This is a genomic window from Phycicoccus sp. 3266, assembly GCF_031456495.1.
GTDB lineage: Bacteria > Actinomycetota > Actinomycetes > Actinomycetales > Dermatophilaceae > Pedococcus.
The window spans coordinates 573,006-598,473 of the sequence record NZ_JAVDUW010000003.1 but is presented as its reverse complement, the minus strand read 5'-3'; the positions used below and the strand labels follow the sequence as shown (position 1 = coordinate 598,473).

23 protein-coding genes are annotated in these 25,468 nt (G+C 73.4%); 13 read left to right on the top strand and 10 right to left on the bottom strand.

The window, feature by feature from the left end; translation table 11 throughout:
• Positions 1–2: 2 nt before the first annotated feature.
• The 8 genes from J2X64_RS17280 to J2X64_RS17245 all read left to right on the top strand — a co-directional run bounded on the left by J2X64_RS17280 (position 3) and on the right by J2X64_RS17245 (position 8,135).
• Positions 3–206, top strand: a complete 204-nt coding sequence (locus tag J2X64_RS17280; protein WP_310157132.1) for a hypothetical protein — start codon at positions 3–5, stop codon at positions 204–206.
• Entirely contained in the window at positions 203–1,003 is an 801-nt protein-coding gene (locus tag J2X64_RS17275) for a phosphoadenylyl-sulfate reductase (protein WP_397444077.1), read from the top strand. Before J2X64_RS17280 ends, J2X64_RS17275 begins: the two co-directional genes overlap by 4 nt.
• Positions 1,000–1,974, top strand: coding sequence for a sulfate adenylyltransferase subunit CysD (cysD, locus tag J2X64_RS17270; RefSeq protein ID WP_310157130.1), 975 nt, complete (start codon positions 1,000–1,002; stop codon positions 1,972–1,974). The genes J2X64_RS17275 and cysD overlap by 4 nt, the downstream gene beginning before the upstream one ends.
• A complete protein-coding gene (locus tag J2X64_RS17265; RefSeq protein WP_310157127.1) occupies positions 1,974–3,377 on the top strand; it encodes a GTP-binding protein in 1,404 nt (467 codons plus the stop codon). Before cysD ends, J2X64_RS17265 begins: the two co-directional genes overlap by 1 nt.
• Positions 3,377–4,651, top strand: a complete 1,275-nt coding sequence (gene cobA / locus J2X64_RS17260; protein WP_310157126.1) for a uroporphyrinogen-III C-methyltransferase — start codon at positions 3,377–3,379, stop codon at positions 4,649–4,651. Before J2X64_RS17265 ends, cobA begins: the two co-directional genes overlap by 1 nt.
• A 10-nt stretch (positions 4,652–4,661) precedes the next feature.
• Positions 4,662–5,378, top strand: coding sequence for a CbiX/SirB N-terminal domain-containing protein (locus tag J2X64_RS17255; protein ID WP_310157124.1), 717 nt, complete (start codon positions 4,662–4,664; stop codon positions 5,376–5,378).
• Positions 5,375–6,166: an enoyl-CoA hydratase/isomerase family protein gene (locus J2X64_RS17250; RefSeq protein ID WP_310157122.1), complete on the top strand. Its 792-nt coding sequence runs from the start codon at positions 5,375–5,377 to the stop codon at positions 6,164–6,166. Before J2X64_RS17255 ends, J2X64_RS17250 begins: the two co-directional genes overlap by 4 nt.
• Before the next feature lie 91 nt (positions 6,167–6,257).
• Positions 6,258–8,135 carry an ABC transporter ATP-binding protein gene (locus J2X64_RS17245; RefSeq protein WP_310157121.1) on the top strand — a complete coding sequence of 626 codons (1,878 nt, stop codon included), beginning with the start codon at positions 6,258–6,260 and terminating at the stop codon, positions 8,133–8,135.
• A 45-nt stretch (positions 8,136–8,180) separates the two neighbouring features.
• Here J2X64_RS17245 and J2X64_RS17240 read toward each other — a convergent pair whose 3' ends face one another.
• Both J2X64_RS17240 and J2X64_RS17235 read right to left on the bottom strand, forming a co-directional pair.
• Entirely contained in the window at positions 8,181–9,116 is a 936-nt protein-coding gene (locus J2X64_RS17240; RefSeq protein WP_310157119.1) for an EamA family transporter, read from the bottom strand.
• A 101-nt stretch (positions 9,117–9,217) separates the two neighbouring features.
• Complete coding sequence (locus J2X64_RS17235; protein WP_310157116.1) at positions 9,218–10,144, bottom strand: SURF1 family protein; 927 nt, start codon at positions 10,142–10,144, stop codon at positions 9,218–9,220.
• A 32-nt stretch (positions 10,145–10,176) separates the two neighbouring features.
• On the opposite strand from J2X64_RS17235, the gene moaA reads away from it, so the two are divergent.
• The gene (gene moaA / locus J2X64_RS17230) at positions 10,177–11,223 is read left to right on the top strand and encodes a GTP 3',8-cyclase MoaA (RefSeq protein WP_310157113.1); all 1,047 of its coding nucleotides are present in this window, start codon (positions 10,177–10,179) and stop codon (positions 11,221–11,223) included.
• A gap of 60 nt (positions 11,224–11,283) precedes the next feature.
• Here moaA and J2X64_RS17225 read toward each other — a convergent pair whose 3' ends face one another.
• Positions 11,284–11,493, bottom strand: coding sequence for a hypothetical protein (locus J2X64_RS17225; protein WP_310157111.1), 210 nt, complete (start codon positions 11,491–11,493; stop codon positions 11,284–11,286).
• 8 nt (positions 11,494–11,501) lie between these two features.
• A complete protein-coding gene (locus J2X64_RS17220; protein WP_310157109.1) occupies positions 11,502–11,825 on the bottom strand; it encodes a DUF3099 domain-containing protein in 324 nt (107 codons plus the stop codon).
• A 153-nt stretch (positions 11,826–11,978) separates the two neighbouring features.
• Here J2X64_RS17220 and fabG point away from each other — a divergent pair, with 153 nt between their 5' ends.
• From fabG to J2X64_RS17205, 3 genes are read left to right on the top strand one after another with little or no spacing between them, the layout of a single operon-like run.
• The gene (gene fabG, locus J2X64_RS17215; protein ID WP_310157106.1) at positions 11,979–12,689 is read left to right on the top strand and encodes a 3-oxoacyl-ACP reductase FabG; all 711 of its coding nucleotides are present in this window, start codon (positions 11,979–11,981) and stop codon (positions 12,687–12,689) included.
• Positions 12,690–12,746: 57 nt separating this feature from the next.
• A complete protein-coding gene (fabI, locus tag J2X64_RS17210) occupies positions 12,747–13,505 on the top strand; it encodes an enoyl-ACP reductase FabI (protein WP_310157104.1) in 759 nt (252 codons plus the stop codon).
• 42 nt (positions 13,506–13,547) lie between these two features.
• Positions 13,548–15,746 carry a tetratricopeptide repeat protein gene (locus J2X64_RS17205; protein WP_310157103.1) on the top strand — a complete coding sequence of 733 codons (2,199 nt, stop codon included), beginning with the start codon at positions 13,548–13,550 and terminating at the stop codon, positions 15,744–15,746.
• Between the two features lie 18 nt (positions 15,747–15,764).
• On the opposite strand, the gene cphA is transcribed toward J2X64_RS17205, so the two are convergent.
• From cphA to glgC, 5 genes are all read right to left on the bottom strand, one after another.
• A complete protein-coding gene (gene cphA, locus J2X64_RS17200; protein ID WP_310157102.1) occupies positions 15,765–18,617 on the bottom strand; it encodes a cyanophycin synthetase in 2,853 nt (950 codons plus the stop codon).
• Between the two features lie 68 nt (positions 18,618–18,685).
• Positions 18,686–19,546 (bottom strand): cyanophycinase, encoded by an 861-nt coding sequence (locus J2X64_RS17195; protein WP_310157099.1) that lies wholly within the window; start codon positions 19,544–19,546, stop codon positions 18,686–18,688.
• A gap of 9 nt (positions 19,547–19,555) precedes the next feature.
• Positions 19,556–20,887, bottom strand: coding sequence for a phosphoserine phosphatase SerB (gene serB / locus J2X64_RS17190; protein ID WP_397444076.1), 1,332 nt, complete (start codon positions 20,885–20,887; stop codon positions 19,556–19,558).
• A gap of 22 nt (positions 20,888–20,909) precedes the next feature.
• The gene (locus J2X64_RS17185) at positions 20,910–21,722 is read right to left on the bottom strand and encodes an LLM class F420-dependent oxidoreductase (RefSeq protein ID WP_310157096.1); all 813 of its coding nucleotides are present in this window, start codon (positions 21,720–21,722) and stop codon (positions 20,910–20,912) included.
• On the bottom strand, positions 21,719–22,972 hold the full coding sequence (gene glgC / locus J2X64_RS17180; protein WP_310157094.1) for a glucose-1-phosphate adenylyltransferase: 1,254 nt from the start codon (positions 22,970–22,972) through the stop codon (positions 21,719–21,721). Before glgC ends, J2X64_RS17185 begins: the two co-directional genes overlap by 4 nt.
• 63 nt (positions 22,973–23,035) lie before the next feature.
• Between glgC and glgA the strand changes: the two genes are divergently transcribed.
• Complete coding sequence (gene glgA / locus J2X64_RS17175) at positions 23,036–24,232, top strand: glycogen synthase (protein ID WP_310157092.1); 1,197 nt, start codon at positions 23,036–23,038, stop codon at positions 24,230–24,232.
• A 60-nt stretch (positions 24,233–24,292) separates the two neighbouring features.
• Here glgA and J2X64_RS17170 read toward each other — a convergent pair whose 3' ends face one another.
• Positions 24,293–25,423: a hypothetical protein gene (locus J2X64_RS17170; RefSeq protein WP_310157090.1), complete on the bottom strand. Its 1,131-nt coding sequence runs from the start codon at positions 25,421–25,423 to the stop codon at positions 24,293–24,295.
• Positions 25,424–25,468: the final 45 nt, after the last annotated feature.

Genomic DNA, 25,468 nt, shown 5'->3' with positions numbered 1-25,468 from the left:
CGATGAGCGACAGCCCCCGCGGGGTCGTCCGGCACTGCCCCTTCTGCGCCGAGGAGGACCTCTGGCCGGTCGAGGAACCAGCCGGCGGCTGGGAGTGCCGGGCCTGTGCCCGCGTCTTCACCGTGCGGCTCGACCGGGTCGAGGCGCAGCACATCCCCGGGCGGGTGGCCGAGGAGGCCGCCCTCGGACGAGAGGAGCAGCCGTGAGCATCGACGCAGCAGCATCCGACGCAGCAGCATCCGAGGCCGCAGCACCCGACGCCGCCACGCGCCGGGACCCGGCCGAGCTGGAGGCCCTCGCCCTCGAGGCGCAGCAGCGCTTCGCCGCGCTGGAGCGCGAGCCGGAGCACGCGGCATACGAGGGACGCGTGAGCCTGGCCGCGCAGGCGCTGCGCTGGGCGCACGAGACCTTCGGCGAGCACCTCACCGTCGCGTCGTCCATGGGTGACGAGGTGCTCGTGCACCTCGTCGGCACCACCCTCACCGGCGCGGACGTGTTCTTCCTCGACACCGGCTACCACTTCGTCGAGACGCTCGGCACGCGCGATGCCTACCAGGCGATGCTGCCGATCGAGATCCGCACGATCCTGCCGTTGCTCACCGTGCCGCAGCAGGACGAGGAGTACGGGGCGAAGCTGCACGACCGCGACCCCGACGCCTGCTGTGCCATGCGCAAGGTCGAGCCGCTCAACCGCGCGCTCGAGGGGTACGAGTCGTGGGTCACCGGCATGCGACGGGCCGACGCCCCCACCCGCACCGACATCGACCTGGTCACCTGGGACGCCCGGCGTGGCCTGGTCAAGCTCAACCCGATCGCGGCGTGGAGCGACGACGACGTCGACCGCTACGTCGCCGAGCACGGCGTCTTCCTCAACCCGCTGCGGCAGGAGGGCTACGCGTCGATCGGCTGCGCGCCCTGCACCCGGCCGGTGGCCGAGGGCGAGGACGCACGGGCCGGGCGCTGGTCCGGCAAGGACAAGACCGAGTGCGGGCTGCACACATGACCACGACCGAGACGGAAACCGTTGTGACCACGACACATCCGGCCACCGACCCCACTGCCCGGGCCAGCGCCGCGCCGCTCGTCCTCGACCACCTGGACCACCTCGAGTCCGAGGCGATCCACATCTTCCGTGAGGTGGCGGGGGAGTTCGAGCGCCCGGTCATCCTCTTCAGCGGCGGCAAGGACTCGGTCGTCATGGTGCACCTGGCGATCAAGGCGTTCGCGCCCGCGCCGCTGCCCTTCGCGCTGCTGCACGTCGACACCGGGCACAACTTCCCCGAGGTGCTCGAGTACCGCGACGCGACGGTCGAGCGCCTGGGCGTGCGGCTCGTCGTCGCGAACGTCCAGGACTACATCGACGACGGCCGGCTGCGCGAGCGCCCCGACGGCACGCGCAACCCCCTGCAGACGGTCCCGCTGCTCGACGCGATCGAGGCGGGGAAGTTCGACGCCGTCTTCGGCGGCGGCCGCCGCGACGAGGAGAAGGCCCGGGCGAAGGAGCGGGTGTTCAGCCTGCGCGACGCGTTCGGCGCGTGGGACCCCCGACGCCAGCGGCCCGAGCTCTGGGACCTCTACAACGGCCGCCACGCCCCGGGCGAGCACGTCCGTGTCTTCCCGCTCTCCAACTGGACCGAGCTCGACGTCTGGCGCTACATCGAGCGCGAGCGCATTGCGCTGCCGGAGCTGTACTACGCCCACGAGCGCGAGGTCTTCCGCCGCGACGGCATGTGGCTGACCCCGGGCGAGTGGGGCGGCCCGAAGGACAGCGAGCCGGTCGAGACGCGGCGGGTCCGCTACCGCACCGTCGGCGACATGAGCTGCACCGGTGCGGTCGAGTCCGACGCCGGTGACGTCGCCGGGGTCATCCTCGAGCTTGCCGCCTCGCGGCTCACCGAGCGCGGGGCGACCCGCGCCGACGACCGCCTCTCCGAGGCCGCCATGGAGGACCGCAAGAAGCAGGGGTACTTCTGATGACCGTCGACGCCGACCAGGAGGCCGCCGTGACCGCTCCCGGAGCCGCAGCGCCCGCCGACACCCGAGCGCCCGCCGGCACCGCAGGGCCCGCCGCCGAGGCGCCCGCCGCCCGGCACGACCTGCTCCGGCTGGCCACGGCCGGCTCGGTCGACGACGGCAAGTCGACCCTCGTGGGCCGGCTGCTCTACGACACCAAGTCCGTCCTCGCCGACCAGCTCGACGCGGTCGAGCGGGTCAGCCGGGAGCGCGGCCTCGACGCCGCCGACCTGGCGCTGCTGACCGACGGCCTGCGGGCCGAGCGCGAGCAGGGCATCACGATCGACGTCGCCTACCGGTACTTCTCGACGGCCACGCGGTCGTACGTGCTCGCCGACACCCCGGGACACGTCCAGTACACCCGCAACATGGTGACGGGCGCCTCGACCGCCGAGCTCGCCCTGATCCTCATCGACGCCCGTCACGGCGTCGTGGAGCAGACCCGACGGCACCTCGCGGTCACCGGTCTGCTCGGCGTGCGGCACGTCGCGGTCGCGGTCAACAAGATGGACCTGGTCGACTGGTCGCAGGAGCGGTACGACGCCATCGTCGCCGAGTTCGCCCGCCACGCAACGCGTTTCGGCATCGAGGACGTCGTCGCCGTACCGGTCTCGGCTCTCTTCGGCGACAACGTCGTCGACCGGTCCGACCGCGCGGCCTGGTACACCGGCCCCACCCTGCTCGAACACCTCGAGTCCGTGCCGGTCGGCACCGACCCCTCGACGCAACCCCTGCGGCTGCCGGTGCAGTACGTCATCCGCCCGCGGACGCCCGAGCACCCCGACTACCGCGGGTATGCCGGGCGGCTCGCCTCCGGCGTGGTCCGCCCCGGCGACCGCGTGACGGTCCTGCCCTCCGGTCGCACGACCACGGTCGAGGCCATCGACCGCACCCGGCCCGACGGCTCGCTCGAGCAGCTGGACGTCGCCTTCGCGCCCCAGTCGGTGACGCTGCGGCTGTCCGACGACGTCGACGTGTCGCGGGGCGACCTCATCGCCGCCGCCGACGAGCCGGGCCTGCTGACGCGGTCCATCGCCGGCACGGTCGCCGTGCTCTCGGACCGTCCGCTGCGCCAGCGTGACCGGGTGCTCCTGCGCGTCGGCACCCGGACCACCCGGGCCCTGGTCGAGGACGTCGTCGACCAGCTCGACATCGAGACGATGGAGCACCGCACCGCCCCGGACGGCCTGCCGCTCAACGCGATCGGGCGCGTCCGCATCCGCCTCGCCGAGGACGTGCCGGTCGACGACTACCGAGTCCTGCGCCGCACCGGCGCCTTCCTGCTCATCGACGAGTCCGACGGCGCGACCCTCGCCGCCGGCATGGCCGACGCGCCGGACCGCGCGGTCGGCGAGGGCATCTGATGACTGCCGCGGCGGACTACCCGCTGACCCTCGACCTCCACGGCCGTCGCGCCGTGGTGGTGGGCGGGGGTCCCGTGGCAGCGCGTCGGGCCCGCGGGCTCCTGGACGCCGGCGCCGACGTCCACGTCGTGGCGCCCTGGGCGTGCGAGGACCTTGCCGCTGCAGCCGCCGCCGGCCAGGTCCGGTGGCACCAGCGCGAGTACGTCGCCGGCGACCTCCTGGAGCCCGAGTCGGCCTGGCTCGTGCACACCGCCACGGGCGACCCTGTGACGGACTCGCAGGTGGCTCGCGAGGCCGAGGCGGCGCGGATCTGGTGCGTGCGGGCCGACGACGCCGCGGCGTCGAGCGCCTGGACGCCCGCCGTCGCCCGCGGTCGCGAGGGCACCGCGGCCGAGGGCCTCACCGTCGCCGTCAACGCCGGGGGAGACCCGCGTCGCGCCACGGCCGTGCGCGACGCGGTCCTGGCCGCGCTCGACTCCGGCACGCTGCCCGTGCGTCGCCACCGCGTGCCGGGGGCGAACGCGGCCCCGTCCCGTCCGGGCCGCGTGGCGCTCGTCGGGGGCGGCCCCGGCGCCGACGACCTCATCACCGTGCGGGGACGCGCCCTGCTGGCAGCCGCCGACGTGGTCGTCACCGACCGGCTCGGCCCCCGTGGGCTGCTCGACACGCTGGCCTCCGACGTCGAGGTGGTCGACGTCGGCAAGACGCCCGGGAACCACCCCACCAGCCAGCAGCGGATCAACGAGATCCTCGTCCACCACGCCTCGCAGGGCCGCAACGTCGTCCGGCTCAAGGGCGGTGACCCCTTCGTCCTCGGTCGGGGTGGCGAGGAGGCGCTGCACTGCGCCGAGCACGGCATACCGGTCGAGGTGGTCCCCGGCGTGACCTCGGCGGTCTCCGTCCCCGCCGCCGCCGGCATCCCCGTGACCCACCGCGGCATCACCGCGTCGTTCGTCGTCGCCTCCGCCCACGAGGGTGCCGACCACGTCCTGTCGGCAGCGGCCGACGCCGCACCGGACGCGACGCTGGTGCTGCTCATGGGCGTGACGCGGCTCGCCGAGACCGCGGAGGCCCTCATCGCCGCCGGTCGGCCCGCCACCACCCCCGTAGCCCTGGTGGAGCGTGGCTGGACGCCGGAGCAGCGCACCACCGTGAGCACCCTCGAGCACGCCGCCGCTGACGCGGCCCGGGCCGGTGTCCGCGCCCCCGCGGTCGTGGTCGTCGGCGACGTCGTGTCGGTGCGTAGCCGCCTCGGTGACCTCGCAGGGGAGTAGCGTCCCTACGGTGAGTGCACCCGACATCGTGCTGCTGGCCCACGGCTCGCCGGACCCCCGGCACGCCCGTGGCGTGGAGGAGCTGGCCGGACACGTGCGGGCGCTGGCGCCCGCGCGGCCGGTCCACACGGCATACCTCGACCACCACGAACCGACCCCCACCGCGGCGGCGTCCGCCCTCGGTGACCACGCGGTCGTGGTGCCGGTGCTGATCACCCCGGCGTACCACGCACGTGTGGACGTGCCGGCCGCGGTCGAGCAGATCGCGTCGACGTCCGGCGCCCGGGTCGCCCTCGCCGAGCCGCTCGGGCCCCACCCGATGCTGCTCGACGCCGCGGAGGAGCTCCTGCTCGCGCACGGCGTCGCGCCCGACCCGCACACCGCCGTGCTGCTGTATGCCGCGGGGTCCAGCGACAGCGACGCCGTCGCCGCCGTGACCCACGTCGTGCAGGAGCACCCCCGCGAGGGCTGGGGGCGCTGGGACGTCGCCGCCCTCGACGGGGGTGCCACGCTGGAGCAGGTGCTGCGTCGGCTGCCCGACGAGACCGACCGCACGGTCGCCGTGTCGTTCATGGTGGCCGAGGGCATCCTGCGCGACCGGATGGCCCAGGAGTGCGGGCGGCACGGTGTCACCATGGTGCCGGGCGCACTGGCGCAGACCGACGCGGTGGCGCAGCTGGTGCTGACCCGCGCCGACAGCCTGGCCGCCGATAGCCTGCCCGGGTGAGCGACACCCCCGACCGGCCGCACCCGCACCTGCACGTCGCCCGCGTGGGCGACGTCGTGACCGTCAGCCTCGACCGGCCGGAGCAGCGCAACGCGCAGACGCCGAGCCTGTGGGCAGCCCTCGCTGGCGTCGCCGAGGCGCTGGACCCCTCCGTGCGGGTCGTGGTGCTGCGCGGGGAGGGCCAGTCGTTCTCGGCCGGCCTGGACCGCGGCATGCTGCGTCCGGGTGGCATCGAGGGGGAGCAGGACATCCTCGCCCTGGCCGTCGGCGGCCCGGACGCCGCGGCCGACGCGATCGAGGCGTTCCAGCGCGGGTTCACCGCGTGGGCGTCGGTGCCGGCCGTGGTCGTGGCTGCCGTCCAGGGCCACGCGATCGGGGCCGGGATGCAGCTCGCCCTGGCCGCCGACCTGCGCGTCGTCGCCGACGACGTCCAGCTCGCCATGCGGGAGACGTCCCTCGGTCTCGTGCCCGACCTCGGCGGCACGGGACCGCTCGTGCGGCTCGTGGGCCCGGGCCGGGCGCTGGAGATCTGCGCGACGGGGCGCTTCGTCGGGGCGCAGGAGGCCGTCGCGACCGGTCTGGCCAACGTCGCGGTGCCCCGCGCCGAGCTCGAGGCCACGACGGCCGACCTCGTCGCCGCGCTGCTCGCCGCCCCGCCCACGGCGCTGCGCGAGCTCAAGCCGCTGCTGGCGGCCGCCGCGACGAGCGACCGCGACACCCAGCTCAGGCTCGAGCGCGAGGCCCAGGGCCGACTGCTGCACGGCATGCTCCAGCGCGCGCGGAGCTGACCCACCCGCCGGCCTGTCGGTGCCGGGCGGCACCATGGGAATGCGACCCGGGGCGTGGGCGTTGTCCCGCCGGAACGATCGGAGGTGGCGCATGAGCATGTCTGGCTGGATGGCCATGCGTTCGCTGACCCGTGACGACTCGGTCAAGGACCGCAAGCTGGCCCCCGGAACGGCCCGGCGCACCCTGTCGTACGCCCGGTCGTTCAAGCGCGAGATCGCCGTCTTCGTCGTGGTCGTCGTGCTCGACGCGGCGCTCGTCGTCGCCACCCCGCTGCTGCTCAAGGACATCGTCGACCGCGGCATCATCCCCAAGGACCGCGGCGTGGTCGTCGAGCTGGCCCTGCTGGTCGCGGTGATCGCGCTGGCGGACGGCGTCCTGACGCTGGTGCAGCGGTGGTACTCCGCCCGGATCGGCGAGGGGCTGATCTACCACCTGCGCACCGAGGTGTTCGCGCACGTGCTGCGCCAGCCGATCGCGTTCTTCACCCGGGCACAGACCGGTGCGCTGGTGAGCCGGCTCAACTCCGACGTCCTCGGCGCCCAGCAGGCGTTCACGTCCGTGCTGTCGAGCGTCGTCAGCAACGTCGTGTCGCTCGCCCTGATCATCGGCACGATGGCGACGCTGTCCTGGCAGCTGACGCTGGCGTCGCTGGCGCTCGTGCCCTTCTTCATCATCCCCGCGCGCTGGATGGGGCGCCGGCTCGCCGGCCTCAGCCACGCCCAGATGGGGCTCAACGCCGACATGGGCACCCGGATGACGGAGCGGTTCAACGTGGCCGGCGCGCTGCTCGTCAAGCTCTTCGGCGACGCCCGCCGCGAGGACGAGGAGTATGCCGTGCGTGCCGCCGGCGTGCGCGACATGGGCGTCAAGATCGCCATGAACCGCAGCATCTTCTTCGTGGCGCTCACCCTCGTCGCCTCCCTGGCGACCGCGATGGTCTACGGCTTCGGCGGCCTCATGGCCGTCAGCGGCACCCTCACGGTGGGCACGCTGCTCGCCCTCACCGCGCTCCTGGCCCGCCTCTACGGGCCGCTCACCGCGATCTCCAACGTCCGCGTCGACATCATGACGGCCCTCGTGTCGTTCGAGCGGGTCTTCGAGGTGCTCGACCTCGAGCCCCTCGTGCAGGAGCGGCCGGGCGCCCGCCCGCTGCCCGACGGCCCGGTCTCGGTCGAGCTCGACGGCGTGGGGTTCCGGTACCCCTCGGCGGACGACGTCTCCCTGGCCTCACTGGAGAGCACCGCGGTCGGCGACCGCAAGGGCTCGGGGCCGGTCCTGCGGGACGTCACGTTCACCGTCGAGCCGGGGCAGCTCGTCGCCCTCGTCGGCCCGAGCGGCGCCGGCAAGACGACCATCACCAGCCTCGTCGCGCGCCTGTACGACCCCAGCACGGGCGCCGTGCGCATCAACGGGCTCGACCTTCGCGACGCCACGCTCGACTCGGTCCACGCGACCGTCGGGGTCGTGACTCAGGAGGCGCACCTCTTCCACGACACCATCCGGGCCAACCTCGCCTACGCCGCCCCCGACGCCACCGAGGAGCAGATGGTGGCCGCCCTGCGGGCCGCGCACGTCTGGGCCCTCGTCGACGCCCTGCCAGAGGGCCTCGACACCGTGGTCGGCGACCGGGGTCACCGCCTCTCCGGCGGCGAGAAGCAGCGCCTCGCGCTGGCCCGCCTGCTGCTCAAGGGCCCGGGCCTCATCGTCCTCGACGAAGCGACCGCGCACCTCGACAGCGAGTCCGAGGCGGCCGTCCAGCGCGCCCTCGACACCGCCCTGACCGGCCGCACGGCGCTCGTCATCGCGCACCGCCTGTCGACTGTCCGCGGCGCCGACCAGATCCTCGTCGTCGACGGCGGCCGGGTCGTCGAGCGCGGCACGCACACCGAGCTGATGGCGCGGCGCGGCCTCTACCGCGACCTCTACACGACCCAGTTCGCGGACCAGGAGTCCGACGTCCCGGCCTAGGACGCCATCGCCCGGCCCGGGACCGCTCACGTCCCGCAGGCCTCCTCAGCGCGAGGGCACCACGTCGGGCGCGGAGGCCGCCTGGTCGGCGCCGCGGCGGACGGGCCGGGGACGGCGTCGGGTCAGGACCACGCCGACGACGCACAGGGCGCCGCCCACGTACGCGCCCGCCGGGGGCAGCTCGTCGAGGAACAGCCAGCCCAGGCCGGTGGCGATGACCGGCACCAGGAACGTCGTCAGGGCAAGCGTGCCGGCGTTCGTCCGCGAGAGCGCGAACGCCCAGAGCAGGAACGCGACGGCCGTGGGGAAGACCCCGAGGTAGGCGACGAGCAGCAGCGTCGTCGCGCTCCCGTGGCGCACGGTGTCGACGAGCTGCGGGGTGAAGGGCAGGCACACGACCGCGCCGATGACGCAGGCGAGGAACGTCACCTCGAGCCCGGGCAGCCGTGACAGCAGCGGCTTCTGCGTGACCACACCGGCCCCGTAGGTGAGGGCGGCCACGACGGCGAGCAGCACCCCGCCCAGGTCGCCGCCGGCGTGGCCGGACTTGGCGAGGCCGATCACGACGACGCCCGCGAAACCCACGACCGCCCCCGCCACGAGCCACCGGGTGAGCTGCTCGCCGAGGAAGACCGCCGCCAGCAGGGCCACGACGATCGGGCCGATCTGCACCAGCATCGCGGCAGTCCCGGCGTCGATGCGGCGCTCCGCGGCGTTGAGCGTGATGTTGTAGACGCCGAACCACAGCACCCCGCACGTCACGAGCAGCGGCAGGTCGCGCCGGCTCGGCCACGTCCGGGGACGGGTCAGCATCATCGCGCCGAGGACCACGGACGCGACCAGCAGCCGGCCGAGCGACAGCGCGCCGGGGGAGACCGACGGCCCGAGGTGGCGGATGGCGACGAACGCCGACGCCCACAGGACCAGGACGACCGGGACGGTCAGGAGGCTGAGCGTGCGGGTGCGGTCGGGCGTCGTCACAAGCAGGACCGTATGCCGTGCCGCGCGCGGCCACGACGGCGCCGGTGCCAATCTGCGCGCAATGCCTGCCAGTTCCCGCTCAGCAGGTGCCGGGCGTCCGCTCAGCCGTCCTCCTCGTCCCAGATGCGCACCTTCTTCGGCTTGGCGGGACGGCCGCCGCGAGCAGTCCGGGCGCCCACCGGCTCTGCCGACCTGTCGCCCGCGGGGGAGTGCGCCGCGGGGTCGCCGGTGCCGACCCCGTCAGCCTTCGCTGGACCGTCGCCGTCGTCTCCGCCCGGGCCGCCGGCGGGGGCGACGGGCTCCAGCGACTCGAGGTACTCGCGCCGGGCGCCGAACCAGACGAGGACGAAGCCCGCGACCATCGCGAGCCACCACTGGAACGCGTACGCCTGGTGCGGACCGAGGTCGGTGTCGGGGGCCTCGAGGGCAGCCGGCCGTGGTGGGGTGCTGCCGTCCGCCGCCCGCTCGCTCTGGACGATGACGTACCCCCCGAGCAGCGGCGTGCCGGCCGCGGCCGACGCCTCGCGCAGGTTGATGCTGGCGAGCTGGCCCGGCTGCATCTTGCGGCCCAGCGAGGGCTCGCCCTGGCGCGCCCACCCGGTCACGGTGACCTGCCCGGTCGGCACGGGGGGCACGTCCGGGCGCGTCTCCGCGGTGGCCCCGTTGGGCACCCAGCCCCGGTCGAGCAGGACGGTGCCGGCGCCGTCGGCCCGGAACGGCACGACGACCTCGTAGCCGTAGACGGACTCGTGCGGGCGGTTGCGCACGAGGAGCTGGCTGTCCGCGGCATACGTCCCGGTCATGGTGACGCGGGTCCAGTCGGAGGCCAGGGGCATGGGCGACGCGCTCAGCACCTGCCCGACCGGGCGCGGTGTGGCGCCGTAGTGGGAGTGGATGCGGTCGGCCCGCGCGGACTTCGCCTCGTACCGGTGCCACTGCCAGCGGCCGAGGAAGAACGCCGCCACGGCGAACACCGCGGCCACCGCCAGGGCGCCCAGCCAGCGCCGCGAGGTGAGCGTCCTGAACACTTCTTCACGGTACCCGGCCTAGGCTGGGGGGCATGACCGGCCTCCCCTTCCCGACGGTGCGCGACAGCGCGCACCCGCCGGCCGACCTGCCGGGGCTGCCCGACCGGCACGGACGGGTGGCCCGGGACCTGCGCGTCTCGGTGACCGACCGGTGCAACCTGCGCTGCCGCTACTGCATGCCGGCCGAGGGGCTGCCGTGGCTGGCCAAGCCGGAGATGCTCACCGACGACGAGCTCGTGCGCCTCGTGGGCATCTTCGTGGGGCTCGGCGTGCGGCAGGTCCGGCTGACCGGCGGTGAGCCGCTGCTGCGCCGCTCCCTGGTCGACGTCGTCCGCCGGATCGCCGCCCTGGAGCCCCGCCCCTCGATCGCGATGACCACCAACGGCGTCGGCCTCGACAGGCTCGCCCAGCCCCTGGCCGACGCGGGCCTGGACCGCATCAACGTCAGCCTCGACACCGTCGACCCGCGCGAGTTCGCCGACCTGACCCGCCGCGACCGCCTGCACGACGTCGAGGCAGGGCTCAAGGCGGCCGCAGCCGCGGGCCTGACCCCGGTGAAGGTCAACGCCGTCGCGATGCGCGGCATCAACGACCACTCGGTCGCCGAGCTCCTGCAGTGGTGCCTCGACCGCGGCTACGAGCTGCGGTTCATCGAGCAGATGCCGCTGGACGCCCAGCACGGCTGGGACGCCTCGACCATGATCGGCGCGGAGGAGGTGCGCGAGCGGCTGGCCGAGCGGTTCACCCTGACGCCGCTGCCCGCGGAGGACCGGGGGAGTGCACCGGCCGAGCGCTTCCTCGTCGACGGCGGACCCGAGACCGTGGGGATCATCGCGAGCGTGTCGGCGCCGTTCTGCGCCGCCTGCGACCGCACGCGGCTCACCGCGGACGGGCAGGTGCGCAACTGCCTCTTCTCGCAGAAGGAGACGGACCTGCGGGGTCCGCTGCGCGACGGCGCGACCGACGAGGAGGTCGCCGGCCTCATCCGTGGCGAGATGTGGCGCAAGGCACCGGGGCACGGGATCGGCACGGACGCGTTCGTGCAGCCGGCCCGCCCCATGTCCTCGATCGGCGGCTAGCTGTACTGCCCTGGCAGGTTGGTCGGGCGGGTGATGGCTGGCTTGTTCCTGCGAGGACGCCTAGCCGGCGTCGGCGGGGATGGCGTCGGCCGCGACGGTCTGCTTGAGGAAGCCCCGGACGGACAGGAACTCACCCAGGGAGTCCCGGTGGTCCTCGCACGCCAGCCAGACCTTGCGCCGTCCGGGGGTGTGCAGCTTCGGGTTGTTCCACAAGTGCGCCCAGCTGGCCTCACGGCGGCAGCCCTTGGCGCTGCAGACGAGGTCGGTCACCGCGGCCGTCACCGTGGCCCGATCTGCGGGGGGCCGTCGCCGCGGGGCAGGACCGGGCTGGTGCCGCCCGGGGCCCGGGGGCGCACGGCGTTCGCCATGACGACCGCGACGTACGGCAGCAGGATCGCCGCGATCGACAGGGTGCCCCACACCCACGGGGACGCGCCCTTGGTGGCCGTGACCGCGGCACCCACGAAGCACACGGTGCGCACGGCCATGGTCAGCAGGTACCGCTTGATCCGGTGGGCCTGCTCCTCGGCCAGCGACTCGGGGGCGGAGGTCACCGACTGGACGACGGGCTCGTCGTGGTGGTGGCGGTGTGGACGGGGCACCCTTCAACGATAAGCCGGGACGGACGACACCACCGATCTGCCCCCGGACGTTCCGGATGCGGCCTACCGATGGGTAGTCGGTAGGGTCGCAGCGGGCCCCGGACGGGGCCCGTCGCACGACCGACCGACCGCCGCGAGGCACGGAGGAGATCGATGGCTGGGCGCAACATCCTCGTCACCGGGGGCAACCGCGGCATCGGGCTCGCGATCGCCCGAGCGCTCGACGCGGCCGGTGAGAACGTCGTCGTGACGAACCGCTCCGGGGAGGCCCCCGAGGGCCTGCGGGCGGTCCGCTGCGAGGTCACCGACACCGCCAGCGTCGACGCCGCCTTCACCGAGGCCGAGGAGCTGCTCGGCGGCCCCGTCGAGGTGCTCGTCGCCAACGCGGGCATCACCCGCGACACCCTCCTGATGCGGATGAGCGACGAGGAGTTCGACTCCGTCGTCGACACCAACCTCGCCGGCGCCTTCCGGTGCGCCCGTCGCGCGGTCAAGGGCATGATCCGCGCCCGCCGCGGCCGCATCGTCTTCATCTCCAGCGTCGTGGGCCTCTACGGGTCGCCCGGCCAGGCCAACTACGCCGCCAGCAAGTCCGGCCTCGTCGGCCTCGCCCGCTCCATCTCGCGCGAGCTCGGCGGCCGCGGCATCACCGCCAACGTCGTCGCCCCCGGCTTCATCGAGACCGACATGACCGCGGCCCTGCCCGAGGACCGGCAGAAGGCCTACCTCGCCAGCATCCCGGCCGGCCGGTTCGGCCAGGCGGACGAGGTCGCCGCCGCGGTGCGCTTCCTCGCCGGCGACGACGCGGCATACATCACCGGCGCCGTCATCCCGGTCGACGGCGGCCTCGGCATGGGCCACTGACCCGACCCGACCTGTCCGACCCCCTGCAGGACCCCCACTCCACGAAGGAGAACCCCCATGTTGCTCGAGGGCAAGAAGCTGCTGGTCACCGGCGTCCTCATGGACTCCTCGATCGCGTTCCACGTCGCCAAGCTGGCGCAGGAGCAGGGGGCCGAGGTGGTCCTGACGTCGTTCGGGCGCACCTTCAAGATCACCCAGACCATCGCCAAGCGGCTGCCGACGACCCCGCCGGTCATCGAGCTCGACGTCACCAACCAGGACGACCTCGACAGCCTGGCCGAGCGGCTCGGCGAGCACGTGGACTCCCTCGACGGCGTGCTGCACTCGATCGGGTTCGCGCCGCAGGGGGCGTTCAACTTCATGGAGGGCACGTTCGAGGACGTGTCGACGGCCATGCACGCCTCGGCCTACTCGCTGAAGTCGCTGGCCGTCGCGGCGCTGCCGCTGATGCGCGAGGGCGGGGCCATCGTCGGGCTCACCTTCGACGCCAAGTTCGCCTGGCCCGTGTACGACTGGATGGGCGTGGCCAAGGCGGCGTTCGAGTCCACCAACCGCTACCTCGCCCGCGACCTCGGCCCCAAGGGCATCCGCAGCAACCTGGTCTCCGCCGGGCCGATCCGCACCACCGCGGCCAAGTCGATCCCGGGCTTCGTCGCCTTCGAGGACACGTGGGGCCAGCGGGCGCCGCTGGGCTGGGACGTCAACGACCCGGTGCCGGCTGCCAAGGCGTGCGCGGCCCTTCTGTCCGACTGGTTCCCGGCCACGACCGGCGAGATCGTGCACGTCGACGGCGGCGTGCACGCCATGGGCCAGTAGCCGCGGCGCGCGTCCCCCGGACGGGCAGTAGCGTCTGACGCCATGACGTCCGCATCCGGCGTGGCCGAGACCGTCACGGTCGACGAGGTCCGCGTCCTCGAGGGGCCGAACCTCTACTTCGCCAAGCCGGCGGTCAAGGTCACCCTCGACCTCCCGGGCTTCCTGGCGGCGGCCGAGCCCGACCTCGGTCGCCTGGCCGAGCGCGTCGGTATGCCGGGTGCCCGGCCGGGTGCGGCCGGCACCCAGGCGCGCCAGCGGTTCGTCATGCGCCTCGTGGAGCGCGCCGTCCGCGCGACCGCGGCGGCCAGCGGGACCACGCGCCTCGGCGTGCGGGTGCGGGCCGGCTCCAGCCCCGCGCAGGTCGTCGTCGCGTTCGTCTGGCGCCGCCGGGGCCGGGCGAGGGCGCTGGGCGAGGCGACCGGCCCGGTCCTGCAGGCCTGGCTCGAGGGCCGGGACGCGGTCGCCGAGCAGGCTGCCGTGGTGGCCGCGGCCGCACCCGGCGACCGTCCCGCCATCGTCCGGCCCACCATCCCCGTCGCGTCCGTGACCGGCACCAACGGGAAGACGACCACGACGCGGCTGCTCGGGCACATCGGCATGACCGCGGGCCTGCGGACCGGCTGGTCCTCGACGGACGGCATCGTCGTGCAGGGCGAGCTCGTCGAGGCCGGCGACTACTCAGGGCCGGCCGGGGCGCGAGCGGTCCTCAGTGCGCCCGGCGTCCAGCTCGGGATCCTCGAGACGGCACGTGGGGGCATGCTGCTCAAGGGCATGGGCGTCAGCCACAACGACGTCAGCGTCGTGACGAACGTGTCGGCCGACCACCTCGGCATGCAGGGCATCGACACCGTCGACCAGCTCGCCGAGGTGAAGGCCATCGTCACCAAGGCCACGCGCCCCGGCGGCTGGGCCGTGCTCAACGGCGAGGACCCCCGGGTCTGGGCGATGCGGACCGGCACCCGCGCCAAGCCGTGGGTCTTCACCCTGCGGTCCGACGCGCCGGCGATCCGCCAGGCGCTGGACCTCGGTGGTCGCGCCGTCACCGTCCTCGACGGTGACGTGACCGTGCTCGAGGCCGGCCGCGACCCCGACCGCCTCGTCAGCGTGCTCGACGTGCCCGCCACGCTGTCGGGCCTGTCGCAGCACAACATCGCGAACGTCCTGGCGGGTACGGCGGCGGCCCTCGGGCTCGGCATACCGCGCGATGCCGTCGTCGAGGGGCTTCGGACGTTCGCGCCCGACGACCGGCTCAACCCCGGGCGCATGAACACGTACACGCTGCGGCGCCCCGACGGCGCCGAGATCACCGTGATCGTCGACCTCGCGCACAACGAGGCCGGCCTCGAGGCGCTGCTCGACGTGGCGCACGGCCTGACCGTGCCCGGCGGCCAGGTGCACCTCGGCCTCGGCCTGGCCGGCGACCGCACCGACGAGCTGCTCGAGGCCATGGGCGAGATCGCCGGGCTGCGGGCCGACCGGGTCGTCGCGGCGCACAAGGCGCACTACCTGCGCGGGCGCACCATGGAGGAGCTCGAGAGCCACCTGCGCGCCGGGCTGGCCCGGGCCGGCGTGGCCGACATCGAGTCCTACGACACCGAGCTCGGCGGCCTGCAGGCGCTGGTGCCGGGGGCCGCCGACGGCGACGTCGTGGCCCTGATGTGCCACTCGGAGCGGGCGCAGGTCGCGGCGTGGCTGGGGGAGCAGGGCGCCACTTCCGACACGGCCGCGGACGTGCGGCGCAAGGTCGTGGCAGCCCGGGGTGAGCACGAGCAGGAGGCCGAGATCACCGCCCTGTGGGCGCTGGAGGACGACACTGCTCGCGTCGAGGCCGCCCGGTCCCTGCGCGACCGTCGCCCGGAGGACCCGCGGCTGGTCTACGAGTACGCCTCAGCCCTCGATGCGGCCGACCGCGAGTCCGAGGCAGTCGTGGCGTACCGCGCCGCCCTCTCGGGAGGCCTGCGGGAGCCGCACCGGCACCGGGCCCGGATCCAGCTGGCCTCCAGCCTGCGCAACACCGGTCAGGCCGAGGCGGCCTACGACCTGCTCACCGAGCTCGAGTCGGAGCGTCCGGGTTCCGCTGCGGTGGCGGCGTTCCGGGCCCTGGCGGCCTTCGACTGCGGCCGCCCCGGCGAGGCCGTGGCGGACCTCCTCGAGGTCCTGCTGCACCACGCCGGGGACGACGACACCCAGGGCTACCGGGGCGCGCTGTCGCGGTATGCCGCGGAGCTGCGCGGGCGCTGAGGCACCCCACCGCAGCCCTCAGGCGGTGACCGGCTCGCCCTCCGCTCCCTCGGCGGCGGCCTCGTTGCCGGCCACCTCCGCCTCGCTCTGGAGCTCGACCGGGTCGAGGTCGGGGTCGCTCACGCCGTCGCGGTTGTGCGCGCCCGCCTGGGCCGACTGCGTCATCGTCTCGAGCTCGGCCAGCACCTCGGCGTGCTGGTCCACGCAGAGCACGACGACGTCGCCGGGGTTGGCGCGGGCCATGCAGTGCCGCACGGCGTCGACCTCCGCCAGCACGACCTCGACCTGGCGACAGCGCACACCCTCCTTGCCCATCTCGGCGCGCACGCCGTCGGCGATGAGCTCGGCCGTCTCGCCGAGCGGCCGGCCCCGCAGGCGCTTGTCCTCGCGGACGACGACGACGTCGAAGTGGCGTGCCGCGATGGCGCCCAGCTCGCGCATGTCGTCGTCGCGGCGGTCGCCGGCGGTCGACACCATGCCGATCCGCGAGACCTTGCCCAGGTCCGCCTGACCGGACTTCTGCTCGGCATACCGGTCGACGAACTCGCCGAGCACCCGCATGCCGGGGGCGTTGTGGCAGTAGTCGACGAACACGTCGACGTTGTGCACGTTGACGAGGTTCATCCGGCCCGGGGAGAGGTAGTAGCTCGTCGTGAAGGTGCGCAGGCCCTGGCGGATCTCGTGCAGCCCGGCCCCGGCGGCGAAGGCGGCACCCGCTGCCGCCATGGCGTTGGCGACGTTGAACTTCGCGGTGCCGCCGAAGGTCGCCGGCAGCAGGTGCGTCCAGGCGAGCTGCATCGAGCGGCGCCCGTGCTTGATGGTGATCATGTCGCCGCGGTCGGTCGGCTCGAGCACCACGGCCCTGCCCCCACGGCGGCAGTGGTCGTCGATGTACTCGCGCACCTTGGTGCCCGGCGGCTGGAGCGAGAACCACACGACGCTGCCGGAGCAGCGCCGGCGCATCTTGCGCACGAGGTCGTCGTCGGCGTTGAGGACCGCGAAGCCGTCCCGTGGCACGGCCTCGACGATGACCGCCTTGACGTCGGCGAGCTGCTCGAGGGTGTCGATGCCCTTCATGCCGAGGTGGTCCGGCGCGATGTTGGTGACGACGGCGACGTCGTTGCGGTCGTAGCCGAGCCCCTCGCGCAGGATGCCGCCGCGGGCGACCTCCATGACGGCGAAGTCGACGCGCGGGTTCTGCAGGACCATCCGCGCGGACCGCGGGCCGGAGGCATCGGCCTTGTAGACGAGCCGCTCGTCGATGACGATGCCGTCGGTCGAGGTCATGCCGACCTTGCGCCCGATCCCCTTGAAGATGTGGGCGATCATGCGCGACGTGGTCGTCTTGCCGTTGGTGCCGGTGACCGCCACGATCGGCACGCGGGACGGGGAGCCGGGCGGGAAGAGCAGGTCGACGACGGGTCGCGCGATGTACTGCGGCTCGCCCACGGTCGGGTGGGTGTGCATCCGGAACCCGGGCGCCGCGTTGACCTCGCAGATGGCACCGCCGGTCTCGCGCACGGGTGAGGCGATGTCGGGGCAGATGAAGTCGATGCCGGCGACGTCGAGCCCGATCATCCGGGCCGCCTCCTCGGCGATCTCGACGTTGTCCGGGTGGGCCTCGAAGGTGCGGTCGACGGAGATGCCTCCGGTCGACATGTTGCCGGTGAGCGCGAGCTTGACCATCTGCCCCTCCGGCGGCACCTGGTCCATCTCCCAGCCCTGGTCGCGGACGAGCGCCACGGCTGCGTCGTCGACCTTGATCCGGGTGAGCACCTTCTCGTGGCCCACGCCGCGACGGGGGTCGGCGTTGGTGAGGTCGACGAGCTCGGTGACGGTGTGCAACCCGTCGCCGACCACGTGGGCCGGCACGCGCTCCGCGATGGCCTGCATCTTCCCGCCGACGATGAGGCAGCGGTAGTCGCGGCCGGTGATGAACGACTCGACGATGACGTAGCCGCGCCGCGACTCGCCCTCGGCGACGACGAATGCGTCCCGGACCTCGTCCTCGGACTGCAGGTCGAGGACGACACCGCGGCCGTGGTTGCCGTCGAGCGGCTTGACCACGACGGGGAAGCCGATACGCCGAGCGGCGGCGGCCGCCCCATCGGCCGACCGCACCGTCTCCTGCTTCGGGACCGGCAGCCCCGCGGACCCGAGCAGCCGCGTCGTCATGTCCTTGTCGGAGGCGATGTCGACGGCCAGCGCACCGGTCTTGGAGGTCATCGTCGCCCGGATCCGCTGTGCGTGGACCCCCTGGCCGAGCTGGACGAGGGAGGCGCTGTTGAGGCGGATGTACGGGATGTCCCGGGAGATGGCCTCCTCGAGGATCGCCTGCGTCGAGGGCCCGAACGCTGCACGTTGGGCCTGGCGGAGGAACACGTCGAGCGCCTCGGCGAAGTCGAAGCCCTCCTCGGCGCGCACGAGGTGGTTCACCAGCCGCACCGCCAGGGTGCCCGCGGCCAGGCCCACCGTCTCGTCGTTGTAGTCGTAGATGACGTTGTAGCGGCCGGGCTGGCCCTTGACCGCGCGCGTCTTGCCGCGTCGCAGGTCGTGGCCGGCCTCCTGCTGCAGCTGCAGGGCGACGTGCTCGGCGACGTGCCCGAGCCAGGTGCCCTCACGCAGCCGCTCGATGAACCCGCCCTTCACCCCTCGGGAGCACGTGTGGTTCTCCAGGCCGGGGAGCAGCTCGACCAGCCGGTCGGTGAAGCCCTCGATCGTGTCGCTGGGGTACCCCTCGAGGACGCCGAGGTCGACGACGAGGTGGATCGCCGGGTTGTACGACCACACGTTCCCACCGCGGTAGACCCGCGACTCGACGATCCGCAGGTCCGGGGCGGCGGGTCCGGTCGGGGTGGGACGGTCTGCCATGGGCACTCCTCGCTGGTCAGCAGGACGGACGGGGGCAGTGACGTCGTCGGCACGCGCTCCGGTGGCGGTCAGGCCTTGGCCGTCGCCAGGGCGACCGCGGCGTCCGGGTGCTTCTCGACGAACTCGACGAGCCGCACCTCGGCGAGGTCGAACGTAGCGCCTGCGGGCAGCGAGTGCACCACCGCTCCGGAGACCATGAGCGGGGCGCCCCGGCGGGCGTCGGGGGCGTCGGACTGGGCGGTGCGGCAGTCGAGCACGAACACCGCACCCGAGCCGTGCACCGTGAAGGTGCGGCCGTCGACGAGCTCGACGGCGGTGTCCTCGTCGATGCCGATCCCGAGCAGGCTGGGGGAGGCCGCCACCATCGACATGAGCCGCCCGTAGCGCGACCGCTGGGCGAAGTGCTGGTCGATGATCACGCCCTCGACGAGGCCGAGTCCGGCGCTGAGCTGGCTGTGCCGCTGGCGAGGGGTGATGCCCTCGTCGCCCATCGAGATCATGAACTGGCTCATGATCGACGCGCCGGCCGAGGTGCCGCCGACGACCGCGCCCCGGGCGTGTGCCCGGTGGATCGCCTCGCCGAGCGGGGTGCCGGGGAAGCGCTGGCTCAGCTTGAGCTGGCTGCCGCCGCTCATGAACACGCCGGTGGCCCCGTCCACGAGGGCGACGAGCTCCTCGTCGTGGGCCGCCGTCCGGTCCTGGGGGTCGACGACCGAGGGAGCCGGGGCACCGAGACGGGTGAAGACGTCGGTGTACGAGGCGGTCACCTCGTCGGGGAACGAGGACGCCGTCGGGATGAGCACGATGCGGGCGCGCCGTCCGCCCGCGAGGCGGACGAAGCGCCGCAGCACGGTCGCCTTGCCGACGCGGTCCTCAGCGCCCCCGATGACGAACAGGGTGGGTCGGCCGCGCTTCGTCGGGGATGCCATTACGCCAGCCTAGGAGCCGGGCTGCGGGATCGGCGGAGCCGGTGTCGGCGTGCCGTCCGCAGCGTCCGCCTCCTCGATCTCCTCGCGGGTGATGCCGAGCAGGTAGAGGACCGCGTCGAGGTAGGGGACGGTCACCGAGGTGTCCGCCTGCTCGCGCACCACCGGCTTGGCGTTGAACGCGACCCCGAGGCCGGCGGTCTCGAGCATGTCCAGGTCGTTGGCCCCGTCACCGATGGCCACGGTCCGCGACAGCGGCAGCCCTGCCTCCTCGGCGAACCGGCGCAGCGCACGGGCCTTGCCCTGCCGGTCGACGATCTCGCCGAGCACGCGGCCGGTGAGCAGGCTGTCGCGCACCTCGAGGCGGTTGGCGTGGGCGTGGTCGATGTCGAGCTCGCGAGCCAGGTCCTCGACGACCTCGAGGAAGCCACCGGAGACGACCGCCACGGTGAAGCCCAGACGCTTCAGGGTGCGCACGAGGGTCCGGGCGCCCGGCGTGAACCGCACGGCGGCGCGCACGTCGTCCAGCACCGACACCGGCAGGCCCTCGAGGACCGCCACCCGCTGGCGCAGGCTCTCGGCGAAGTCGAGCTCCCCGCGCATGGCCGCCTCGGTGACCTCGGCGACCTCGCGCTCCTTGCCCGCGTGCCGGGCCAGCAGCTCGATGACCTCGTCCTGGATGAGGGTGGAGTCCACGTCCATGACGACGAGGCGCCGCCCGCGCCGGGCCAGGCCGCCGGGTGCGACGGAGATGTCGATGCCGTGGATGCTGGACTCGAGGGCGAGCTCGCGGCGCAGCCGCTCCACGTCGGCGCCCGAGACGTCGAACTCGACGGTCGTGACCGGGTAGCGCGCCAGGCGGCGGATGCGGTCGATGTTGGCACCGTGCGAGGCGATCCGGGCCGTCACCGAGGCCACCGCGCTGGCCCGCAGCGGGGACCCGAGCACCACCACGGCGACCCGGCCCTTGCGCTGGCGCAGGCTGTCACCGGTGCCGCTGCGCAGCTTGACCTTGAGGCCCAGGTCGCGGCCGACGGCGGTGAGCACCTCGCGCAGCCGGTCCTCCCCGGCACCAGGAGCGAGCAGCATGGCCAGGGTGAGGTGGCCGCGGACCACCACCTGCTCGAGGTCGCGCACCTCCGCCCCGACGTCGGCGATGGCGTCGAAGAACGCGCTGGTCACGCCCGGGCGGTCGTCGCCGCTGATCGTGACGAGCAGGGTCGCGACGTCCTCGGCGGTGCCGGCGGCCGCGCTGGTGCCATGGGCGGCCGTGGGGCCGGGGACGCCCGTCGTGCCGGTGGTCGGGACGCCCCCGGGCGCCTGCTCGGGGTTCGGCTCGGTCACGCCGTCACGATATCGACGCGGGTCAGGACCCCTGGCGCGAGTCTCGCCATGCGACCAGGTCTCGCAGCGGCCCGAGGTCGTAGTGCGGGCCCCCGATGCCGACGGTGAACAGGCGCGTGCCCACGGCATACAGCGCCTCCGCGCCGGCGGCGTAGTCCTTGACGTCCTCGGGGTGGCGACCGGGCTTGGGGGAGACGCCCGCGGAGCGCTCGATCTCGTCGGGGTCGCGGCCGATCTTCTCGCACCACTGGTCGAGGACGGCGTGCTTGTGCGCGATGGTGTCCGCGCCGCCGAACCCGTGCCAGATGTTCGCGTGCCGGGCGACGATCTTCAGGGTCTTGCGCTCGCCCCCACCGCCGATCAGGACGGGGATGGGCCGGGTGGGCGGGGGGTTGAGCTGGGCCCACCGCTGCTCGATGAGCGGCAGGTCGTGGGCCAGCCGGTCGAGCCGGCCGCCCGCGGTCCCGAACTCGAAGCCGTACTCGTCGTAGTCCCGCTCGAACCAGCCCGAGCCGATGCCGAGGATGAGGCGGCCGTCGCTGATGTGGTCGACCGTGCGGGCCATGTCGGCGAGCAGCTGCGGGTTCCGGTAGCTGTTGCAGGTGACGAGGGCGCCGATCTCGACGCGCTCGGTCGCCTCGGCCCAGGCACCGAGCATCGTCCAGCACTCGAAGTGCGCGCCGTCGGCCTGGCCGTAGAGCGGGTAGAAGTGGTCCCAGTTGAAGACGACGTCGACACCGATCTCCTCCGCCTCCGCCGCGGCACGGCGGATCGCGGCGTACTCGGCGTGCTGGGGCTGGAGCTGGACGGCGATCCGGATCGGACGCTCGCTCACGCGGGGACCTCCTGCTGCTTCGCGACGACGGTGAGCCCGGACTCGGTGACCATGAAGCCGCGCGCCAGGTCCTTCTCCCGGTCCACGCCGATGGTGGTGTCCGGTGGGACGACGACGCCCTTGTCGATGATGGCGCGCTTGATGACGCAGCCCCGGCCGACCTCGACGCCGTCGAGCAGGACGCTGTCGTCGATCGTCGTGCCACTGTGGATGTGGCAGCGCGGCGACAGCACCGAGTTCGTGACTGTCGCGCCGGAGATCACGACGCCGGGGGAGACCGCGGAGTTGTGCGCCTCGCCGAACTTGCCCGCCGCGCCGTGGACCAGCTTCGCCGGCGGGTACGGGCCGTAGTCGGTGTAGATCGGCCAGTCGTAGTTGTAGAGGTTGAAGACCGGGTGGATGGACACGAGGTCCATGTGGGCCTCCCAGTACGAGTCCATCGTCCCGACGTCGCGCCAGTACGCCTGGTCGCGCTCGGTCGCGCCCGGGATCACGTTGTCCTTGAAGTCGTAGACGTAACCGCGCCCCTCGGCGACGAAGGCCGGCACGATGTCGCCGCCCATGTCGTGCTTGCTGCCCTCGCGGTCGTTGTCCTGCGTCACCGCCTCGACGAGGACGTCGGCGTCGAAGACGTAGTTGCCCATCGAGGCCAGCACCTCGTCGGGGGAGTCGGGCAACCCCTTGGCGTCCTTGGGCTTCTCGCGGAAGGCGCCGATCTTGCGACGGTCCTCGTCGTCGACCTCGATGACCCCGAACTGGTCGGCCAGGGAGATGGGCTGGCGGATCGCCGCGACGGTGACGCCTGCACCGGTCTCGATGTGCTGCTTGACCATCTGGGAGAAGTCCATGCGGTAGACGTGGTCCGCGCCCACCACGACGACGATGTCGGGCTGCTCGTCGTGGATCAGGTTGAGGCTCTGGAAGATCGCGTTAGCCGAGCCGAGGTACCAGTTCTTGTCGATGCGCTGCTGCGCAGGCACGGGGGTGACGTAGTTGCCGAGCATGTTCGACATGCGCCACGTCTTGGTGACGTGCCGGTCGAGGCTGTGCGACTTGTACTGGGTCAGCACGACGACCTTGAGGTAGCCGGAGTTCACCACGTTGGAGAGGGCGAAGTCGATGAGCCGGTAGATGCCGCCGAACGGCACGGCCGGCTTGGCGCGGTCGGCGGTGAGCGGCATGAGCCGTTTGCCTTCCCCTCCCGCAAGGACGATGGCCAGGACTCTCGGGGCTCCGCGGCGGTACGGCATACCGCTGACCCTAGGGAATCCGAGCCCTCGCGGCGACCCCATCCCACCACTAGTCTCACGGGCGTGAGAGTGGACATCCTCAGCAAGGAGTACCCGCCCAACATCTACGGCGGCGCGGGGGTCCACGTCGCCGAGCTGGTGCGCGCGCTGCGCGCCCGCGGCGACATCGACACGAGGGTGCGCGCGTTCGGCGAGCCCGTGGCCGAGGAGGGCACGACGGGGTATGCCGACCTGCCGGACCTCGCGGGCGCGAACGCCGCGGTGCGGACCATGGGCGTCGACCTGTCGATGGCTGGTGACTGCGTCGGCGCGGACGTCGTCCACTCGCACACCTGGTACGCCAATTTCGGCGGCCACGTCGCCTCGCTGCTCGGTGGCATGCCGCACGTCGTCACCGCCCACTCGCTGGAACCGATGCGCCCGTGGAAGGCGGAGCAGCTCGGCGGCGGGTACCGGCTGTCCTCGTTCGTGGAGCGCACGGCATACGAGGCGGCGGACGCGGTGATCGCCGTCAGCGAGGGGATGCGGCAGGACGTCCTGCGCTCCTACCCGCAGGTCGGCCCGGACCGGGTCGCGGTGGTGCACAACGGCATCGACTCCGAGCTGTGGCAGCGCCACGAGGACCTCGACACGGTGCGTCGGCACGGCGTGGACCCCGACCGTCCGTCGGTGGTGTTCGTCGGGCGGATCACCCGGCAGAAGGGGTTGCCGTACCTGCTGCGGGCGGCGGCGCAGCTCCCGCCGGAGGTGCAGCTGGTGCTGTGCGCAGGGTCGCCGGACACCCCCGAGATCAAGGCCGAGGTCGAGGGCCTGATGGAGGAGCTGCGGACGAGCCGGACCGGGGTGGTGTGGATCCCCGAGATGCTGCCGCGCGCCGAGGTCGTCGCCCTGCTGTCCTCGGCGACCGTCTTCGCCTGCCCGTCGATCTACGAGCCGCTCGGCATCGTCAACCTCGAGGCCATGGCCTGCGAGGCGCCCGTCGTCGCGACCGCCACCGGGGGCATCCCCGAGGTCGTCGTCGACGGCGAGACCGGCTGGCTGGTGCCGATCGAGCAACGGCAGGACGGCAGCGGCATCCCGCTCGACGCCGACCGGTTCGTCGCCGACCTCGCGGCCGCCCTGACCGAGGCGGTGAGCGACCGCGACCGCGCCCGTCGGATGGGGCTGGCCGGCCGCCAGCGCGCGGTCGAGGCGTTCTCGTGGGCGTCGATCGGCGAGCAGACCCTCGACGTCTACCGGTCCGTCCTCGCCCGTCGCTGAGGTCTGGTGTCCCAGCCCGACGCACCGCGGTCGCGTCGGTTGTCGCTGACCGCAGCGGGATCAGGCGCGATGGAGACGTTCTCGCAGGGCCGAGTAGAGGGTGTCCGGGTCGTCGAGGGCTGACGCAGCCTGGCTGAGGGCGCCGAACACGGCGACCGCGGAGTCCTGGTTTCCGGCCGCCAGCAGGGCGGCCAGAGCGGCTGCCGGGGCCGCGACGGCGGGTCGGCGGGTGCTCGTGGCGGCCTCGCTCATCACGACGGTCGCGACGGTTGTCGTTCGGTGCGGCGGGTACAACCGGGCCCACGCCTGCGCTGGTTCGTCGAACGGCGGTGGCAGCGCGTGGTCGTCGTCGAGTGCCTCGAGGGCCGCCGACCAGTCCAGCGGGCCCGGCCCGGCCAGGTCGCAGGCTGACCGAGCAGCCCAGACGGCGGTACGGCGCTGTGCGGAACGGTCCAAGCTGGCGACGCGCTCTGCGAGAGCCCGGTCCACCCGCGCCAGGGCCGCGGCGCCCTCGCCACCCGCCCGGAGGGCCTCGTCCGGAGGCGAGCCGACCCAGCGCACCAGCTCCTGCTGCCGCTGGTGCTCGGCGAGCCGCGCATCCCTCTCCGCCTGCTCGCGTGCGGCAGCGGCCGCCAGCTCCTCGGGCGTCGGTTGCGGAGGAGGGGGTGCCGACGTGCGCGCGATCCTGTGCCAGTACGACGCCACCGAACTCGTCTCCCGCACCACCGCGTCCGGGGCGGCCGGCGCGGGCCACAGCTCGAGCAGGTACCGGTCGATGACCGGCTCGTCCTGCATCCGGGTGTCCTGCTCGCGCGCGGCGTCCATGGCCGACGCGCTGTACCTCGCCCGGTACGTCGTCGCCTCGGGCAGGGCGATGCGGTGGGCGTCGTCGAACGTCGTCAGCAGGCAGTCAGGACCCAGGGCCTCGAAGGAGACCTCGACAACGTCCTCCCAGTCCTCCGCCAGGGGCGGTGGCTGCGCGCCGACGGCGACCGTGAACGGGACGGTACCTGTGTGCAGCCCCGTCACCATGGCGAGCGTGCCGGGGTAGCGCGCGCCGCACAGCCCGTTCGCCTGACCGCCACGCGCCGTGACCAGGTCCGCGGGGGCCTGCCCGCCCGACTGCAGGTCCACGAACCCGTAGTGCACGTGCAGCTCGAAGCTCCAGGTCTCCCCCCATGCACCGCTCATCGCCCGCACCCTGCCACACGTGGGTTGCACTCGGGGAGTCTTTGC